Genomic DNA, 16379 nt, shown 5'->3' with positions numbered 1-16379 from the left:
GACCACACTCAGACTGGTCGAACGCCTCCGCACGCGTGGCATGTGCGCGGCAACCGCTGAGCGGCGGACAGGGACGCAACGAGAGCAAGAACCGGACACGCGAAGGGGCGGTCACGTGAACACATGACCGCCCCTTCGACCGTGCCGGAGTCTAGAAGGGTCGAACTCGGGTGTATGCGGCGGCAGTTGGTAGACGGTCAGCCATAATCGCGCCTCGATCAGCTGCCGCATTCTGCGGCTGACGTGCGTGTTCAAGTTGTCCCGGACCAGGATGGCCGGTCCGCCGAGCTGCTGGTGTGCGGCATCCAGCAGGCGGGCGTAGTCGGTCTCGGTGAAGCCCTTGCGCCGGCCCTTGGCCTGGCCGCGGTCGAGGTGGATGCGGTAGATCAGCCGGGACCGATGGCCGGACTTGATGCAGATCAGCGCCGCCATGGAGACGCGTTTGGTGCCCGCGGCGGTGACCCGCACGACAGGCGTGTGGCCTCGGCGGCCCCAGGTGCGGCCTTTGGGCGGCCTCAGCCCCTGGCCGGCTTCGTCCTCGAAGCAGAGCCAGGCGCCCAGGTCCGCCGCGGTCTTTTTATGACGGGCCACCGCTCGTCCTTCCAGGCGGCGATCTTCTCCTCGTCGCGCTCGGCCGCCTTGCGGGAGGGAACCTGCACGCTCGAGCCGATGCGGTGCAGCAGCAGGTCCAGCCCGGCCAGGGTGTACTCCACGCCGAACCGACGCCGCACGACCTCGGCGATCCTCGCCAGAGTCCAGCACTGGTCGCGCCAGCCCGCAGCGGCCGAACCGGCATCCAACACCGCCTCCAGCAAACGCAGTTGACCCGTCCCGAGCTTGCAGCGGGCACCGCCAGGCCCCTTGGAGACCAGGGCCTGCCGACCGCCCGCAGCCAACGCCCTGCGCCAACGGTTCGCCGACATCTGGGTCACCCTGAAGCGCCGGGCAACCACCTCTGCGGAGACAGCGGGACGGATCCGCTGAGGCGAACCGCGCGGCGGCAGCGTCCTGCTCACCCTGGCGGGATCCTGCGAACGTAGCCCTTCGTCATCAACTTCGCGCCCTGTCGGTCACCGAGACCTGGTCATCACCGCACACCCAGGCAAGAGCCGTCCGAACCCCACGCAGGAAGTCAAGGCTACCGGGCTGATCATCAGGGATTTCGAGTATGGCAGCCGCCTCGTCCAACTCAGCTGTCAGCTGAGGCAGATCGAGAGTGCCCCGGCCGCCTCGACCGGTTACTGGAGGATTCTCAATACGCCCGAGGGCCCACTCGTATGCCGCGGCCGCCCCGATGAAGAACTGCGACGAGCGCATCCTGCCGTGGACCGCCAGGTCGTCCAGCGCGCGTTCGACTTCGGCGTACGGTCGCGCACCCACCCACGCGTCAGCGCCTCTGCTCCAGTCCTCGGGCAAAGTCACGCTCTCGACATACCCTTCTTCGGCCGTCTCCGGTTCCGCCCTTCGGGTGGGCTGTTTCGGGCGCGGCAAGTGCCAGCCCGACATCGGCAGATGCGAGCGGCTCATCAGGTACACACCCTGCTGGACGAGCCGGCAGAAGAGCAGCGCCGGCTCGATTCACACCTGACGGCCGCTTACCGCGCCGTCGGCGAGACGACCAACTGGTCCTTCTCGGAAAGGGAAGCGACTATTCCCAAATGCCCGGGTAGCCGGATGTTCACCGCCGCCTCCGAGAGGCGAGGGCCGGGGGCTGATGCGCGCGGTCTTTCCGGGGATGGGTTTCCATGACTGTGTTCAGTCGGCCAGTCCGGCGGCGGGAATCCCGGGACAGTCGCTTTCTCCGACCACGAGTATCCGGTCCATGCATCACCCCTGCCGACGAGCCAGGTGATCGACGGCATCGAGTCGGGCGGGTCAACCTCCCGAGGCGGCGTGAACCGGACGTAGGCCTGCCTGCTCCGGCGCTGAGCGGGCATACGGCGGTGAGCCGGAGGACCTCCTCCAGCCGAACATGCCGTGAGACGTTGATCAGGGGGTACGGATGCCGACCACTGTATCGGGGAGACCTGCCGATTTGCCCGGGGAAAGACCTGGGGACCGTGCAGGCGTCGCTGGGAGCAGTCGCGCCACGGTGCCGCGTGGAATCGGCTGGTCCGCTGGATGGATCAGCGCGCTGATCGTCTGCCAGGCGGCGTTGATGGTGGGGACCGGCCTGCTGATCACCGGTCCCGCCCGAGGTCTGTGGCCCCTGACGGTCGAGGACAAGGTCGACGAGGGATTGGAGCGGATACGTACGGGCCCGCTCACCGAATTGTCCTCGGTCGCGTCAGAGGCCGGCAACACCCCGACGGTGATCGCCGTCGCTCTCTTGAGCTGTCTGGGTCTTCTCCTGATTCCCAAGCTGCCGATGTGGCGGCAGGCCGGCTTCCTCGCCCTCGCCGTGTCGTTGCAGTCGCTCGTCTTCCTGGTCATCACGGTGGCGGTCGATCGTCACCGTCCGGACGTGCACCGTCTCGACGGCTCTCTGCCCACCTCCAGCTATACCTCCGGTCACACCGGCGCAGCCACGGCGCTCTACGGCGGCCTGGCGGTGCTGGCGCTCTCCCGGTTGCGCGGTCCTTGGCGGAGAAGCGTGGCCGGCCTGCTGTTCCTCATCCCCGTGGCGGTGGGCGTCGCGCGGCTGTACCGGGGCATGCACCACCCCACCGATGTCGTGGGTGGTCTCGTGAACGGCGGCCTGTCCCTGCTGATCGTCGGGCGTGCCCTGCTCCCGGACGGGTTCGTGACCGCTCCCCCCGTCCCCAAGTTCCCCGCCCCCACGGGACCCGCCGTCGCCGACCGTTCGGAGCGGCAGCCCGGTCACGCGGCCGTGATCTTCAATCCCACACTCACGGACCAGAGCGACCGCGATGCCCTGCAGCGGGTCCTGGAACGGCACGGCTATGACGCACCGGCGTTCATGGAGACCACAGCCGACGACCCAGGCGGCGGCCAGAGCGCCGACGCTGTCCACAAGGGTGCGACGCTCGTGGTGGTCTGCGGCGGTGACGGCACACTTGGGGCAGCCGCCGACGCCCTGGCGGGCAGCGAGGTCCCCCTCGCCCTGGTGCCCTGCGGAACCGGCAACCTGCTGGCCCGAAACCTCGGCCTGCCGCTGTCCCCCGCCGACGCGCTCGATGCCGCGCTACGCGGTACGCCCCACCGCTTCGACCTCGGCCGCATCGAGGGCGACGGCCTGGCCGCCACTCACTTCGCCGCCATGTCCGGCGCCGGTCTCGACGCCGCGATGCTGGACCGTGCCAACGACGGCGGCCGGACCAAGTCCGTTCTGGGCTGGCCCGCCTATGCGGTGGCGGTTCTCCGCGTGCTCCGTACCCCTCGTATGAGCCTGAGCATCCGCCTGGATGACACGCCGGCCCTGCGCCGTACGGCTCGCATGGTGCTCATCGGCAACATCGGCACCGTACAGGGCGGTATGACGTTGCTCCCGGACGCCCGTCCCGATGATGGACGGCTCAACCTGCTGATCCTGGACCCGCGGGGGCTCGGCGGCTGGATCCGCGCCGTATGGACACTGCTGCGCGGCGAAGCCACGGAACCATCGCCGATCGCGGCCGTCGCCGAGGAAGAGGACGGCCGCGCGGACCGCGGACCCGTGGAGTTCTTCACCTTCCGGCGTGCCGAGATCACCTTCGACACCCCCCAGCTCCGCGAACTCGACGGCGATCCAGTGACGCGTGGGCGCCGCCTGACTGCAGAGGTCAGGCCGGGTGCACTGACGATGCTGCTGCCGGATCGGGGCAACTGACATGGGTACCGCCACGAAGGTCCCCGAGACGCGGGACATGAGCGGAGAGGAACTGTCCGCCGACGAGGCCTGGGCCGCGCTGCGCCGCTACGGCGGCTGGTCACTGCTGCGGGATGCCTTCATCCGCTTCCGTTACGCTGATGGCTTCAGCCACGCCCGTGCTCTCGCCCTGCAGACGGTACTCGCGGTCATACCGATGGCCATCGCCTTCGTCGGCCTGTCCACCACACTGCACACGGAGAATGTCGGCAGGCTGGCGGAACTGACGATCCACCGGATCGTCCAGGGCCCCAGCGCCGACGTCGTCGACGACGCCCTCGACCGCAGCCGCCACGCGTCGGGCGGCGGCGCCGAGGTCGCCCTCTGGTTCGGCGCCGTCTTCTCGCTGGTCAACGTCACCACCGCCATGTGCCAGATCGAGCGTGGCGCGAACCGGATCTACGGCAACGAACGCGACCGCCCCTTCCAGCACAAGTACCTGCGCGGTCTGGTGATGTCCTTCACCGCCGGGCTCCCACTCGGTCTCGGGTTCGTCGCCATGGTCGCCGGCGACGACATCGCCTCGGCCGCAGTCACCGTCTACCACCTCAGCGGCAGCGCCCGGAAGGCCTGGTCCATCCTGCGCTGGCCGTTGGGGATGCTGCTGGCCCTGATCTCCGCGAGCGTCGTCTTCCGGCGCTCCCCGCGCCGCCGACAGCCCGGCTACACCTGGCTGGCCTTCGGCGCGGCCGTGTACCTGGTTCTGTGGATGGCGCTGACCTGGCTGCTGAGCCTCTACCTCAATGTGAGCGGCTCCTTCGACACCATCTACGGCCCGCTCAGCGCCTTCATGTCGCTGCTGCTATGGGCGTACCTGACCTCGATCGCTTTGTTCCTCGGACTGTCCTTCGCCGCGCAGCTGGAAGCTGCACGCGGCCGGCGTCCCGGCCCGATCCAAGAAGATCCGGGAGTCTGAATGGGCACGCTGGCCGCCCTGCTGCAGCTTCGTGAACGTCGCCGACAGGCCGACCGCAGATTCGGTGTACGACTACTCGCCTCCGCAGCCGTCGCCGCTTTGGCCGCAGTGCCGTTCGGGTTGCTCCTGGTGCTGGTCGAGGGAGTGTGGAAGCCCCTGCGGCGCATGGACACTGGCGCCGCGCAACGCCTGCACGAGGTCGCCGTCCACCACCCGGCCTGGACCAGCGTTCTGCACCTGCTGTCCGACCAGGTCTGGGACCCCGTCACCCTCCGCTCGGCCGTCGCGGTCCTGACCGTGTGGCTGCTCTACCGCAGGGCATGGCGGCTGGCAGCCTGGGCTGCGGTGACCGCCGTGGCCAGTGGCCTGATCGGCTTGCTGGTCAAGGCGGTCGTAGAGCGTGCCCGACCAGCTCTTCAAGATCCGGTGGCACACGCGCCGGGCTACTCCTTCCCGTCCGGCCACGCGATGACGGCCACCACGTCCTTCGCCATCTTCCTGCTGGTGCTGCTGCCCCTGGTACCGAGGATCTGGCGGACTGCCTGCTGGTGCATCGCCGTGTTCAGCGGGCTCGGCGTCGGCTTCACCAGGGTCGCCCTCGGCGTGCACTGGTTCAGCGACGTTCTGGGCGGCTGGCTCCTCGGCCTGGCCGTCGTCGCCGGCACCGCTTGGGCCTTCGAGGCGTGGCGTGCCGATACCGGCCTCGACCGCACCCCCGTGAGCGAGGGCCTGGAACCCGAACTCACCGAAGCCACGCCTGAGCCAGGGGCGTCGCAGCGGTAGGGGGTCGGCCTCATGATGCGTCGATGCGAGGGAAGACGTACTCGTCCAGCAGGATGCCGATGGCGACGGCTGCCGGTACGGCGACCAGAGCGCCGAAGATGCCCAGGAGAGCGCCGCCGACAACGAGTCGACCTCGTCCGCGACCGGCTGGGCGATGAGCGCGACGAACCCCGCCAGACACGGCACGAAGGCGAGAAGCACGATCAGATCCGCCCGGCCCCGGCGCACGCGGTGCCTGGTCAGGAGGGCGACCAGCGGCTCCAGGCCGATCGCGACGAACACGGCGGCCAAGAACAATGACAGCAGCTCTCCGACTGCAGAACGGTGTGCACCAGCAGCCAGGCCAGAGTCGCACCGAGGCCCGGAGAGAAGCCGGCCCGCAGCCACGACCCGCTGCGTTCAACAGGCCGTGGCCGGATGATCCCGAGTTCTCCCGTCCTCTGCCCGCCACTTCTTGGCCCACCCGTGCCCCGGATTCCCCGCACCGATCCATTCGCCGCCCGCGCACGTCGGCGAGCGCGAGTGCCGTAGCTGCGTGCCATGAGCAGCCCTCCTCAGCGCGCGTCGGGCGGTGGTGATCGAAGTGCCGAGCCGCAGCCCTGGCCTGGCGGTCTCCCCTCTTCCCTGAGAGGTCTTCAGCGTCTGCGACCGCGGACGGTCCAGCCGCCGCCCAGACCGGCGAGGTGCAGGGCCAGAACAGTGAGACCCAGGAGCATGAGATTGGTGGAGGTGAAGGTGTGGTTGGTCGAGATATCCGCCGCGTTGATCAAAAAGGCGATAAAGAACAGGACAGCAGAAAGGATGGCGAGCATGGTTTTCGCTCTCGTCGTCGGGTGACGTCTGTGGTGCACTGCACTGCGAATTCCCGCCCGCTGGCAACTCACACCCGCGGCGTCACCCCTCTCCGGCCAGCCTCATCGGCGCTGTAGCGGAAGATGCCGCGACAGACCTTGCAGGCTGCCTCGGCGGAAATTCGAGTAATGAGAGAAATACCGGCCTCCACGCGAGGACCGTATCACCTGGATGACCGATCAATTCTACATTTCATTTGCCTCCTGCCCCAGCTCACGGCCTTTTCGAACAGAGAGGCGGGGCTGACGGCCCGTCGGGCGGGTAAGCGCGTACTCAACGGCATCGAGGAAGGGGAAAGCCATGTCAGTGGAACCCGAACGTGCCGAAGCGAGTCCTGCCGCGCAACATGTCGCCGAAACGATGATCAGGTTGTGGCAGCAGGCCCATGAGGACGTCGCCCTCACGGTTTCCGAGGAACAGATGCGCGTACTGCTCATCCTGGGCGGCGGGCCAACCGATCCTGACCGGATTGCCCGAGATCTCTGTGTCAGCGTCTCATGGGCGACGCGGTTCCTCGACGGCTTGGAGCAGCGCACGCTGGTGCGGCGCCTCCCGTCCGGCGAGTTCTCCCTCACGGGCGCTGGTACATGTGTGCTCGAAGCGACGCGTCAGCGCCGCCGGCAACTCCTGGAACAGACACTGATGACCGCCGCAGCACCAGACCGCCCGGTACTGAGGGACGCGTTCAACCAGCTGTACGGGGTCGTGAGTCCCTTGGCGCGGGTGCCTCGTAGCCGCTCGCCGCTCTGACCAACAGGACCGATCAAGACCGGGCAGGACAAGAATCTGGCCAACGCTACGCCGCAATTCCCGTCCCTCAGGCTGCCCCGGAGAGCTTGCGGGCAGCAGCCCGAGCGCACTGAAACAGCTGCTGCCCACATGCCCCACCCTCGCGCTGGAGAGCAGGGACCGCCACTCCTGCGCGTCTCTTGGGCGTAGGTCATGGTCAGCCCGGCCAATCGCTGGGGCTCGCGAAGTGCTGCGACTTCGTATGCGCCACTCTCCTCGCCGTGCGGGCATGCGCGTGCATGCTCACTGGTGACGCGGGCAAAAGGGAGCGAACGAGTGCGGGGCTGCCCACCATCCGTGTTCGGGAGGGGCGTGACGTGCGTATCTGGCAGGAGAGTATCGAGGTAGGACCGCGACCGGGTCAGATGGCGCCCTTGGGTGCGACCTTCGACGGTGCGGGGACGAACTTCGCCGTGTTCTCCGAAGTAGCGAAGCGTGTGGAGCTGTGTGTCTTCGATGAGGACGGCGCCGAGGAGCGCGTTCCGCTGAAAGAGGTGGACGGCTTCGTCCATCACCTCTACTTGCCGGACGTCGGTCCGGGCCGGCGCTACGGGTTCCGGGTACACGGGCCGTACCGGCCCGAGCGTGGTGAGCGCTGCAACCCGAGCAAGCTGCTGCTCGACCCTTACGCCAAGGCGATCGAGGGCGAGGTCGAGTGGAACGAGGCCCTGTTCCCGTACCACTTCGGCCACACGGGCCGGCGCAACAACCTCGACTCCGCCCCGTACGCGCCGAAGTCGGTGGTGGTGAACCCCTTCTTCGACTGGGGCAACGACCATCCGCCGCACACCCCGTATCACGAGACGGTCATCTACGAGGCCCATGTGAAGGGCATGACCAGGACGCATCCCGCGATCCCGGAGGCCATGCGCGGCACGTACGCGGCGCTGGCGCACCCGGCCATGGTCGACTACTTCGTCACGTTGGGCGTCACCGCGGTGGAGCTGATGCCGGTCCACCAGTTCGTCCACGACCACGCGTTGACGCAGAAGGGCCTGTCGAACTACTGGGGGTACAACACCCTCGGCTTCTTCGCCCCGCACAACGCCTACTGCTCGTCCGGGCAGCGGGGCGAGCAGGTGCAGGAGTTCCGCTCGATGGTCAAGGCCCTGCACGCGGCGGGCATCGAGGTCATCCTCGACGTCGTCTACAACCACACCGCCGAGGGCAACCACCTGGGGCCAGTGCTGTCGCTGCGCGGCCTGGACAACGCGGCGTACTACCGTCTCTCCCAGGAGGATCCGCGCTTCTACTGGGACACCACCGGTACGGGCAACAGCCTGCGGATGAACCACCCGCACACCCTGCAGCTGATCATGGACTCGCTGCGGTACTGGGTCACCGAGATGCACGTCGACGGCTTCCGTTTCGACCTGGCCGCCACCCTGGCCCGCCAATTCCACGAAGTGGACCGGCTGTCGTCGTTCTTCGACCTCGTCCAGCAGGATCCGGTCATCTCCCAGGTGAAGCTCATCGCCGAGCCCTGGGATGTGGGCGACGGCGGCTACCAGGTCGGCAACTTCCCGCCGCTGTGGACCGAGTGGAACGGCAAGTACCGCGATACCGTACGCGACTTCTGGCGCGGCGAGGGCGGCACCCTGGGCGAGTTCGCCTCCCGCCTCACCGGATCCTCCGACCTGTACCAGAGCGACGGCCGCCGGCCCTACGCCTCCATCAACTTCGTCACCGCGCACGACGGCTTCACCCTGCGCGACCTGGTGTCGTACAACAGCAAGCACAACGACGCCAACGGCGAGGACAATCGCGACGGCGAAGACCACAACCGCTCGTGGAACTGCGGTGCAGAAGGCCCCACCGACGACCGGGACGTCCTCGCGCTCCGGGCTCGTCAGCAGCGCAACCTCCTCGCCACCCTGCTGCTCTCCCAGGGCGTGCCCATGCTGCTGCATGGGGACGAACTCGGCCGTACCCAGCACGGCAACAACAACGCCTACTGCCAGGACAACGACCTGACCTGGATCGACTGGCCGAACGTCGCCGAAGGAAGCGAACTGCTCGACTTCACCCGGAAGCTGATCGCCCTGCGCCGCGAGCACCCCGTGTTCCGCCGGCGGCGGTTCTTCCGTGGACGTGCGGCGCACGCCTCCGGCGAGGCGGTGAAGGACATCGCCTGGTTCACGCCCGCCGGGCGCGAGATGACCGACACCGACTGGGAGACCGGCTTCGCCAGGTCCCTGATGGTCCATCTCAACGGCAAAGCCATCACGGAACCCGACCTGCGGGGCTTGCGGGTGGAGGACGACTCGTTCCTCCTGCTCTTCAACGCCCACAGCCAGGCTCTCGGCTTCACCGTTCCCGAAGGGCTGGATCCGTGGTGGGCGGTGGAAGTGGACACCGCAATCCCGTACACCGAGTACCGGCCGCTGATCAAGGGCGGCAGCGAGGTGGAGGTCGAGGCCCGCTCCATGCTCGTCCTCCGCGCTCACCAGGACGGCTGAACTCAGCTCACGTGGACGTGCGGCCGCCGCTCCGGGTCCCGCTCGGCGCGGCGCAGCACCTCCTGGGTGACCGTCGCCACCTCCCCGTCGCCGAAGACGAGAAAGCGGAGCAGCCGCCCGACGGGCCCGCCCTCCTCGGACCAGCTGAAGTACACATGCGGCAACTCACCCGTACGGTCGCGCAGCACCAGAAGAATCGCCGCGATGGTGTTGGGCACCGTCGGGCCCTGCACCCACAGCCGGGCCACTCCGTCCTGTTCCGTGCCGTGGACGGCGACGTCGGCCGTGAAGTCCGACGAGTCCCGCACGGATACTTCGAGGAAGAGAGGCGGCCCACTGACGACGGTGCGGCTGAGCTCCGGCGAGGTGAGCTGCTGCGAGGTGAACTCCCGGGACTGTCCGCGGTCCTCGTCCGGCTCGCGGGCGATCAGCCGCAGTGGGCCCTCCGCGGCGGCCCGGTCGACGATACGCCGCGCCTCCTCATCCAGACGGACGTCCGTGACCCGCAGCTCGAACGCCCGGTGGACGCGCGAGCCGAAGGAGGTGACCAGAATCGCCACGATGAAGATTGCCGCGATCTTCATGCCGTCGGGTCGTTCGACGACGTTGGCGACCAGGGTGTAGCCGAAAACTGCTGTGACCACGGCGAATCCCATGGTTGCCCACTGGTGGCCTCGGCGGCGCGCCGCGACCGTGGAGGCGAAGGATGCCGACAGCATCAGGACCAGCATGCCGGTCGCGTAGGCACCGCTCTGCTTGTCCACGTTGGCGTGGAACCAGACGGTGATGAGGACGGCCGTCCCCGCGAACACCAGGACCAGGGGGCGTACGGCCCGCGTCCATTCGGGAGCCATGCCGTAGCGCGGGAGGTAGCGGGGGACGAGGTTCAGCAGGCCGGCGAGCGCGGAGGCGCCGGCGAACCACAGGATGGCGATGGTCGCGACGTCGTACGCCGTGCCGCCCGCTTCCCCGAGGTACTGGTGGGCCAGATAGGCGAGGGCACGGCCGTTGGCCGGTCCGCCGCTCTTGAAGGCGTCCTGGGGGATGAGGATCGTCGTCGTCAGACTGGACAGCAGGAGCAGGCAGCTCATGGTGACGGCGGCCGTGGTGAGCAGCCGGCGCGTCTCGCGGATGCGGCCCTCGGGCTTCTCGCGGGTGTCCGACGGATCGCCCTGGACCTGTGGCATCACCGCGACGCCGGTCTCGAAGCCGGACATGCCGAGGGCGAGCTTGGGGAAGACCAGCAAGGCCACGCCTGCCATGGCCCACGGGGAGCTGTGCGCCGCGGTCATCGCCTCCATCCAGTTGTGGATCCGCACTGGATGGCCGACGACGTGCCTGGCGGCGACGGCGAGCACGACGACGTTGACGGCCAGGTAGGTGCCCACCAGGACCACCGCGATGCCGATGGCCTCACGGAAGCCCTTGAGGAAGACGGCCGCGAGTACGCCGACCAGGAAGAGGGTGATCGCCAAGTTCGCGTGGTGCAGCCAGTGCGGGGCGAAGGGGTTCTGCACGACGTGTGCGGCGGCGTCCGCGGCCGACAGCGTGATGGTGATCATGAAGTCGGTGGCGGCGAAGGAGAGCAGCACCAGCACGAAGATCTTCCCGGGCCACCACGGCAGCAGTCGCTCCAGCATGGCGATCGACCCCTCGCCGTGGGGGCTCTCCCGCGCCACCCGCCGGTAGACCGGCAGTGCACCGCACAGGGTCAGGGCGATCAGGACCAGGGTGGCGAGGGGAGACAGCAGGCCGGCCGCCAGTGCGGCGATGCCGGGCTGGTAGCCGAGCGTGGAGAAGTAGTCGACGCCGCTCAGGCACATCACCCGCCACCACCGGTGCCCCTCGTGCTCGGGGTGCGGCGTACGGTGCGGGCCAGGGTGACGAGCCGTCCGCTCACTCAACCCCTGCAGAAGCCACGCCCGCCATCGTGCCCCTACCGAGGCCGCCTCGGGGCCGCGAGATCTGCTGCTGTCGGTGTCCGCCACCTCCACGTCCGTCATACAGTCCCTTCCGAGGTCGATGGTGCACGGGTACGCCGACGGTGACCGGCAGCGCTTTCGCACAAACGACGGTGTCCCTCAGCTCGGCCCGCTCCCGATGCGCCGCTCTGCGCAGGGCGGCGCACGGCCCCTGGCTCGTCGTACAGGGAAAACGACGAGACAGAGGCCCGGGACCGCGCCACAACCTCCCCAGGTGTGGCGCAGCAGACCCACAGATACCCCCCGGCGGACCACTCAATCAGGGCGCCCCTCACGCCCGCCAAGCATGCGTCGACGGGAACTTCCCTGGTGGCTGGGCTGGGCCACTCGCCCTGCCCCCTGCGAACGCCTTGATCCGCGGCGTCTGAATTCCTCCACGGTGAAAGCGGTCTGGGCTGAGCGAGAGCCTTCTATCCTCTTGATCGAGGACGACGAGGCGGACGCCCTGCTGGTGGAGGAGCTGGTCGCCGATTGCTCTTCGGGGATGTACCTGTCCTGGGTGCGTTCCCTGGCCGAGGCCCACCAGTCGCTGGCCACCGCGCCCCCCGACTTGCCGAATGGCCCGTACATGAGCTCGAGTTGTCCGCAGTCATGAGCATCGTGCTGTTCACCGACGGTCCCTTCGAGGGCCGAACCGGTCGGGGCCGTCAGCGGCTGGGTGAAGAGGGGCTGCTGAACCTGGCCCGCTCGGCCGCATCGCTGCCGCCGGAAGCGTTCGTCGACTCGCTCATCCCCAGCGCGGAGGAACTGGCCGAGGACTACGGCAGCCTGACCGAAGACGTGGCCGTGCTTGCTGAACCAGGAGACCGGCGCGCGTCGTCCCTGTCGTACGCCTGCCCCGTGGGAGTCACTCCCAGGGGTGACCCGGTCCGCCGACTCCCACCGCGAAAGGCGTGCGAACTCGTACCGCGGGCAAGCGGATAACCCAGGGACCGCCGGACAGAACGACGGCCAACGGCAAAGACGGAACGGCAAAGACGGACGGTACGAGGAGGTCAGCGATGGAGTGGTGGTACTGGGTGGTCTTCCTCATCGCGGTGGTGAGCTTGCTCGCCGCGGCGACGTTGGCGGTTCAGGCCAGACGACGTAGCGGAACGGTGATCGCGGTACGTCCAGGCCACCGGCCCGGTCGAGAGGGTCGGCAGTGATCGCACTCATGCTGGCCTCGGAATTGACCAAACGCGTGGTCGTGACGCTGGGCGGCGAGGCCGTCGCCCAGATCAGGGACACCGTCTTCGACGCTCAGGCGGGCCGGATCACCGGCTTCACCCTGAGCGGGCGCGGCCTGCTGGCCGGCCCCCTCAAGGGGAGCCTGCCCTTCTCCGAAGTGCACGCCATCGGACCATCCGCCGTGATGATCCTCAGCGAGACAGCCCTGGGAAACCGGGACTTGGTCGTGGGAGCCGACGAAGCCGAATGCGGCCAGGTCATCGGCGCGCCCGTCCTCACTGACCAGGGGACGGAGATCGGCACGGTCCTGGATGTCGTGATCGAGGCCGGCAGCAGTGGACGGGTGATCGGCTTCGAGATCGCCGCCAACGAAAGCCTGGACGACCAGAAGCGGAAGGCGTTCATCCCGCGCGGAGAGACACTGGCCGTCTCCGGCCGGGCCCTGGTGGTCCCCGCGCACGCCCGCCACTTCGTCGCCGACGACCTGCCCAGCTTCAGCGCCCAGGTCGAAGCCTTCCGCGCGCACACCGCCGAGCCGTACGCCGACGCGTCCGCTACCGGAGAAGGGGGCCACGCATGATGCTGTTCTCCCAGGCCCAGGGCCTTCCCGTGATCACCGTCGAAGAGGCCGAGCCGCTGGGGCGGGTGGAAGGCCTGACCATCGACGCGCGCACCAGAAGCGTCGCCTGCCTGCGCCTGTCCGGAGCCCCGAAGCACGCTACGACCATCGCCTGGAACGCGGTCGAAGGAATGGGGCGGGACGCCGTCATCGTGCACTTCCGTGCCGCCACCGATCCCGGCCACCAAAGGTTCCTCGCCCACCAAGACGCCGTCGGACACCACGTCCTGACCGAACACGGCACCGCCCACGGCACCGTCAAGGACATCGCCTTCGACGACACGACCGGACAGGTCGTCACGCTGTATACAGCCCTCGGCGACGTCTCCGGAGACCGCCTCCTCGGCCTCGGCTCCTACTCCGTGGTGGTACGCGTCGAGGCCGGTTGACGAGCTTCACACCGGTGCCGCTGAGCGGGACGGCGGCACGTGCTTGGCCGGCGGTCAGCAGGTGGTGATGCTCTGGCCTTTGCTCCCGGTAGCCTTTCGACCGGGCCCGCTACAAGGCACGCAACACCGTCGAGCGGGCGATCAACAAGTTGAAGCAGTTCCGGGCCGTGGCGACCCGCTACGACAAGCGCGGGCACGTCTGTCCCGGCACGGTCACCGCGGCCGCGGCCGCGTTGCTGATCTGGCTCAGGTCAGTGGCCGGCGCCGGGCACGACGGCACCGGCCAGTCCTGGGGCCGGGGCGTGAGCCGGGCCCGCCGTAAGCGTGGGTCACGCGGCGGCGGCCTCGGGGCTTCGACCGCTACGACACGGACATGGGCGTCGCGGGCTGAAGTGCCCGCCGGTCAGGCGGTCTCCTGACGCTCGGGCGCATTCCGCGCCTTCACCCCGCCCACGATGAGCGCCAGCCCCACGACGACGATGCCGAGGTCAGCGGTGGACGGAAGGTCGACGACCTTGTGCATCCAGCCCCACTCCGTGTCGAAGAAGGTCCGCGAAACGAAGCTGACGAGCCCCTGCGCTCCCACGACGTAGCCGATGCTTTCGACGGTGTATCCGATGGTTGTTCGCACGGATCAACCCTCTCGCGGCAGTGCCGCAAGATCGTCCTCCACAGGGCCGAAAACGTAGTAGGCCAAAGGATGCAGTCGCGTGAGGAGTGGTCGACACGCAAGCCGACGTACGGCGACAACACGGAAACGGTGATCACCGAGCGACCCGCGGGGGCGTTCAGGCGGCAGTTGTTCCTCGGCGAGACCCTCGACACCGAGCAGATCGACACCTCCTACGAGGCCGGCGTGCTCAAGTTGCGGATCCCGGTCGCCGAGCAGGCCATGCCCCGCAAGATCGCCATCAGCGGCGGGAGCGACCGCAAGGAAATCAACAGCTGAGGCCGACGCCGCTCCCTTCACAGGTCGCTCCAGGGACCAGGCAAATGCCAGGGCCCTGCCACAGTGCCGGTGCGCTGAGGACGGCCCTGAAGGGAAAGAGACGATTCAGCTCGGAGACTGTGGGGTCGGCGAGGCGGAGGCGGTGATCGCTGTCGGCCGATGCGGGGCGGCTTTCGCCAGCTCCACGTTGAACTGAGCGCCGATCAAGAGGGCCAGGTTGGACAGCCACAACCAGACGAGGAAGACCACCACGCCCGCCAGCGAGCCGTACAGACGGTAGTAGGTGCTCACATGCGAGGCGTAGACGGTGAAGCCGAAGGAGACGGTCAGCAGAAGCATGATCGCCAGACCACCGCCCGGCGCCATTCTCCGCACCGGACGCGAAGAAGCGGGACCCGAGCGGTAGAGCACCAGCACCAGCGCGATCGCCACCACGGCCAGAACCGGCCAGCGCAGCGCGTCCCACGCGGTCTGGGGAACGGTGCCCAGATTCAGTGCACGGCCCAGGCGCCTGGCCAGGCTGCCGCTCAGCAGCAAGGTGAGGGTGGTGGTGAGCAGCAGGCTGATCAGCAGGATCGCGGTGATGATGATCCGCGGGGCGGTGCGCCACACCGGCCGGTGTGCGTCGGCGTGGTGGATCGCGTGCAGGGCCCTGCGGAAGACACTCAGATAGCTGCAGCCCGACCACAGCGCCCCCACGACGCCGAAGAAGACCAGCATCCATGCCGCGGACGCCTGTCCGGCCATCTGCAGAAGAGCGCTGCGCAGCAGCCCGCGGGAGGTGACCGGTACGACCCGCGTCATCCGGTCGATCACCTCGGGCGTCGCCGTGGGCATGGTCAGCCCCAGAACCGAGAGGATCACCAACAGGACGGGGAAGAGGGCGAGGACCGCGTAGTAGGTCAGAGCAGCTGCCCAGTCCGTGACGTCATCGTTCCAGACGGCCACCGGTGTGCGGCGCAGCGCCGCCCACCAATCGTGCTTTCGATCGTCAGCGTCATCCATGACCACGTACTCCCCCACGAACTGCCCAGGCGCCATCCGTCTCACCGGCCCGCTGCCGCACGGCGCGGCTGTCGAACCGGGGCTGCACGCGCAGGGCGGGCCGCAGCCCGATGCCATGACCCGCCTTCGCCAGAAATGGGGCTCAGTCCCCAAGAATGTCCTTCGCCGCGTCCTTGGCCTTCTCGCCGGCCTGCTTGACGTCGCCCGCGACCTGGTCGGCCTTGCCTTCTGCTTGCAGGCGCTCGTTGCCGATCGCCTTGCCGACGGCTTCTTTCGCCTTGCCCTTGATCTTGTCGGCGGCGTTGCTGGCCTTGTCCGCATTGCTCATGGAAACCCCTTCCAAGCACGCGCTCTTCGCGTTCCCAGCTCCTCTACCCCCGCCGCCTCAGGTGATGTCCGATCCGTGTCCGGACCACCCACGCGGGCTCCTCCGGCCGCAGGCGCACGGTTCCACAGCCCCGTGGAAGTCCGATGCAGTCGCATGGCACGACTAAACGGTGTCCCGTAAGCGGGTGTCGGGCAAGGGCTGGCCTGATCGTTGGTCCAGGTGGGGCTACCCGGCGAGGGCCAGGTTGTGCAGTCGGGCCACGCCGAGGACGGCTTGGTGAACGCCGTCTCCGCGTAAGCGGCAGTCGCGGAGGATCTTGTAGGTCTTCAT

At 68.3% G+C, this 16379-nt stretch carries 16 protein-coding genes and 3 pseudogenes; 10 read left to right on the top strand and 9 right to left on the bottom strand.

The window, feature by feature from the left end:
* Positions 1-111: 111 nt before the first annotated feature.
* From ACFZCP_RS40190 to ACFZCP_RS40180, 3 genes are all read right to left on the bottom strand, one after another.
* Complete coding sequence (locus tag ACFZCP_RS40190) at positions 112-591, bottom strand: transposase (protein WP_391440058.1); 480 nt, start codon at positions 589-591, stop codon at positions 112-114.
* A complete protein-coding gene (locus ACFZCP_RS40185; RefSeq protein ID WP_391440055.1) occupies positions 516-923 on the bottom strand; it encodes a winged helix-turn-helix domain-containing protein in 408 nt (135 codons plus the stop codon). The genes ACFZCP_RS40190 and ACFZCP_RS40185 overlap by 76 nt, the downstream gene beginning before the upstream one ends.
* Before the next feature lie 127 nt (positions 924-1050).
* The gene (locus ACFZCP_RS40180; protein WP_391440051.1) at positions 1051-1527 is read right to left on the bottom strand and encodes a hypothetical protein; all 477 of its coding nucleotides are present in this window, start codon (positions 1525-1527) and stop codon (positions 1051-1053) included.
* Between the two features lie 475 nt (positions 1528-2002).
* Between ACFZCP_RS40180 and ACFZCP_RS40175 the strand changes: the two genes are divergently transcribed.
* From ACFZCP_RS40175 to ACFZCP_RS40165, 3 genes are read left to right on the top strand one after another with little or no spacing between them, the layout of a single operon-like run.
* Entirely contained in the window at positions 2003-3769 is a 1767-nt protein-coding gene (locus ACFZCP_RS40175; RefSeq protein ID WP_391440047.1) for a diacylglycerol kinase family protein, read from the top strand.
* Position 3770: 1 nt separating this feature from the next.
* Complete coding sequence (locus ACFZCP_RS40170; protein WP_391440040.1) at positions 3771-4724, top strand: YhjD/YihY/BrkB family envelope integrity protein; 954 nt, start codon at positions 3771-3773, stop codon at positions 4722-4724.
* Positions 4725-5507: a phosphatase PAP2 family protein gene (locus ACFZCP_RS40165; protein WP_391440037.1), complete on the top strand. Its 783-nt coding sequence runs from the start codon at positions 4725-4727 to the stop codon at positions 5505-5507.
* Positions 5508-6142: 635 nt separating this feature from the next.
* On the opposite strand, the gene ACFZCP_RS40160 is transcribed toward ACFZCP_RS40165, so the two are convergent.
* Positions 6143-6319 carry a hypothetical protein gene (locus tag ACFZCP_RS40160; RefSeq protein WP_391440033.1) on the bottom strand — a complete coding sequence of 59 codons (177 nt, stop codon included), beginning with the start codon at positions 6317-6319 and terminating at the stop codon, positions 6143-6145.
* Positions 6320-6659: 340 nt separating this feature from the next.
* On the opposite strand from ACFZCP_RS40160, the gene ACFZCP_RS40155 reads away from it, so the two are divergent.
* The gene (locus ACFZCP_RS40155) at positions 6660-7109 is read left to right on the top strand and encodes a MarR family transcriptional regulator (RefSeq protein WP_391440027.1); all 450 of its coding nucleotides are present in this window, start codon (positions 6660-6662) and stop codon (positions 7107-7109) included.
* Between the two features lie 404 nt (positions 7110-7513).
* Positions 7514-9607: a glycogen debranching protein GlgX gene (glgX, locus tag ACFZCP_RS40150; protein WP_391440022.1), complete on the top strand. Its 2094-nt coding sequence runs from the start codon at positions 7514-7516 to the stop codon at positions 9605-9607.
* Between the two features lie 2 nt (positions 9608-9609).
* Here the strand turns inward: glgX and ACFZCP_RS40145 are convergent, their stop codons facing one another.
* Positions 9610-11610 carry an amino acid transporter gene (locus ACFZCP_RS40145; protein WP_391440017.1) on the bottom strand — a complete coding sequence of 667 codons (2001 nt, stop codon included), beginning with the start codon at positions 11608-11610 and terminating at the stop codon, positions 9610-9612.
* A gap of 450 nt (positions 11611-12060) precedes the next feature.
* On the opposite strand from ACFZCP_RS40145, the gene ACFZCP_RS40140 reads away from it, so the two are divergent.
* The 4 genes and pseudogenes from ACFZCP_RS40140 to ACFZCP_RS40125 all read left to right on the top strand — a co-directional run.
* Positions 12061-12513, top strand: a complete 453-nt coding sequence (locus ACFZCP_RS40140) for a SpoIIE family protein phosphatase (RefSeq protein WP_391440014.1) — start codon at positions 12061-12063, stop codon at positions 12511-12513.
* Between the two features lie 220 nt (positions 12514-12733).
* Positions 12734-13339, top strand: coding sequence for a PRC-barrel domain-containing protein (locus tag ACFZCP_RS40135; RefSeq protein WP_391440008.1), 606 nt, complete (start codon positions 12734-12736; stop codon positions 13337-13339).
* Complete coding sequence (locus ACFZCP_RS40130) at positions 13336-13767, top strand: hypothetical protein (RefSeq protein ID WP_391440003.1); 432 nt, start codon at positions 13336-13338, stop codon at positions 13765-13767. The genes ACFZCP_RS40135 and ACFZCP_RS40130 overlap by 4 nt, the downstream gene beginning before the upstream one ends.
* Before the next feature lie 95 nt (positions 13768-13862).
* Positions 13863-13959: pseudogene (locus ACFZCP_RS40125) on the top strand (IS5/IS1182 family transposase); the annotation flags it as partial.
* Between the two features lie 211 nt (positions 13960-14170).
* Here ACFZCP_RS40125 and ACFZCP_RS40120 read toward each other — a convergent pair.
* Entirely contained in the window at positions 14171-14398 is a 228-nt protein-coding gene (locus tag ACFZCP_RS40120) for a hypothetical protein (RefSeq protein ID WP_391440000.1), read from the bottom strand.
* Positions 14399-14521: 123 nt separating this feature from the next.
* Here ACFZCP_RS40120 and ACFZCP_RS40115 point away from each other — a divergent pair.
* Positions 14522-14716 (top strand): annotated as a pseudogene (locus ACFZCP_RS40115) (Hsp20/alpha crystallin family protein); the annotation flags it as partial.
* Between the two features lie 105 nt (positions 14717-14821).
* On the opposite strand, the gene ACFZCP_RS40110 reads toward ACFZCP_RS40115, so the two are convergent.
* From ACFZCP_RS40110 to ACFZCP_RS40100, 3 genes and pseudogenes are all read right to left on the bottom strand, one after another.
* Positions 14822-15721 carry a YhjD/YihY/BrkB family envelope integrity protein gene (locus tag ACFZCP_RS40110; RefSeq protein ID WP_391439996.1) on the bottom strand — a complete coding sequence of 300 codons (900 nt, stop codon included), beginning with the start codon at positions 15719-15721 and terminating at the stop codon, positions 14822-14824.
* A 142-nt stretch (positions 15722-15863) separates the two neighbouring features.
* On the bottom strand, positions 15864-16049 hold the full coding sequence (locus ACFZCP_RS40105; protein WP_391439991.1) for a CsbD family protein: 186 nt from the start codon (positions 16047-16049) through the stop codon (positions 15864-15866).
* A gap of 225 nt (positions 16050-16274) precedes the next feature.
* Positions 16275-16379 (bottom strand): annotated as a pseudogene (locus tag ACFZCP_RS40100) (IS5/IS1182 family transposase); the annotation flags it as partial.

The organism is Streptomyces sp. NPDC007971 (assembly GCF_042958635.1).
Classification (GTDB): domain Bacteria; phylum Actinomycetota; class Actinomycetes; order Streptomycetales; family Streptomycetaceae; genus Streptomyces.
This window is presented reverse-complemented; position numbering and strand designations above follow the sequence as displayed.

Excerpts from the sequence above, each read along its gene's own strand:
- ACFZCP_RS40185 (WP_391440055.1), bottom strand. The coding sequence starts at position 923 with ATGTCGGCGAACCGTTGGCGCAGGGCGTTGGCTGCGGGCGGTCGGCAG.
- ACFZCP_RS40180 (WP_391440051.1), bottom strand. The coding sequence starts at position 1,527 with ATGAGCCGCTCGCATCTGCCGATGTCGGGCTGGCACTTGCCGCGCCCG.
- ACFZCP_RS40175 (WP_391440047.1), top strand. The coding sequence starts at position 2,003 with ATGCCGACCACTGTATCGGGGAGACCTGCCGATTTGCCCGGGGAAAGA.
- ACFZCP_RS40170 (WP_391440040.1), top strand. The coding sequence starts at position 3,771 with ATGGGTACCGCCACGAAGGTCCCCGAGACGCGGGACATGAGCGGAGAG.
- ACFZCP_RS40165 (WP_391440037.1), top strand. The coding sequence starts at position 4,725 with ATGGGCACGCTGGCCGCCCTGCTGCAGCTTCGTGAACGTCGCCGACAG.
- ACFZCP_RS40160 (WP_391440033.1), bottom strand. The coding sequence starts at position 6,319 with ATGCTCGCCATCCTTTCTGCTGTCCTGTTCTTTATCGCCTTTTTGATC.
- ACFZCP_RS40155 (WP_391440027.1), top strand. The coding sequence starts at position 6,660 with ATGTCAGTGGAACCCGAACGTGCCGAAGCGAGTCCTGCCGCGCAACAT.
- glgX (WP_391440022.1), top strand. The coding sequence starts at position 7,514 with ATGGCGCCCTTGGGTGCGACCTTCGACGGTGCGGGGACGAACTTCGCC.
- ACFZCP_RS40145 (WP_391440017.1), bottom strand. The coding sequence starts at position 11,610 with ATGACGGACGTGGAGGTGGCGGACACCGACAGCAGCAGATCTCGCGGC.
- ACFZCP_RS40130 (WP_391440003.1), top strand. The coding sequence starts at position 13,336 with ATGATGCTGTTCTCCCAGGCCCAGGGCCTTCCCGTGATCACCGTCGAA.
- ACFZCP_RS40110 (WP_391439996.1), bottom strand. The coding sequence starts at position 15,721 with ATGGATGACGCTGACGATCGAAAGCACGATTGGTGGGCGGCGCTGCGC.
- ACFZCP_RS40105 (WP_391439991.1), bottom strand. The coding sequence starts at position 16,049 with ATGAGCAATGCGGACAAGGCCAGCAACGCCGCCGACAAGATCAAGGGC.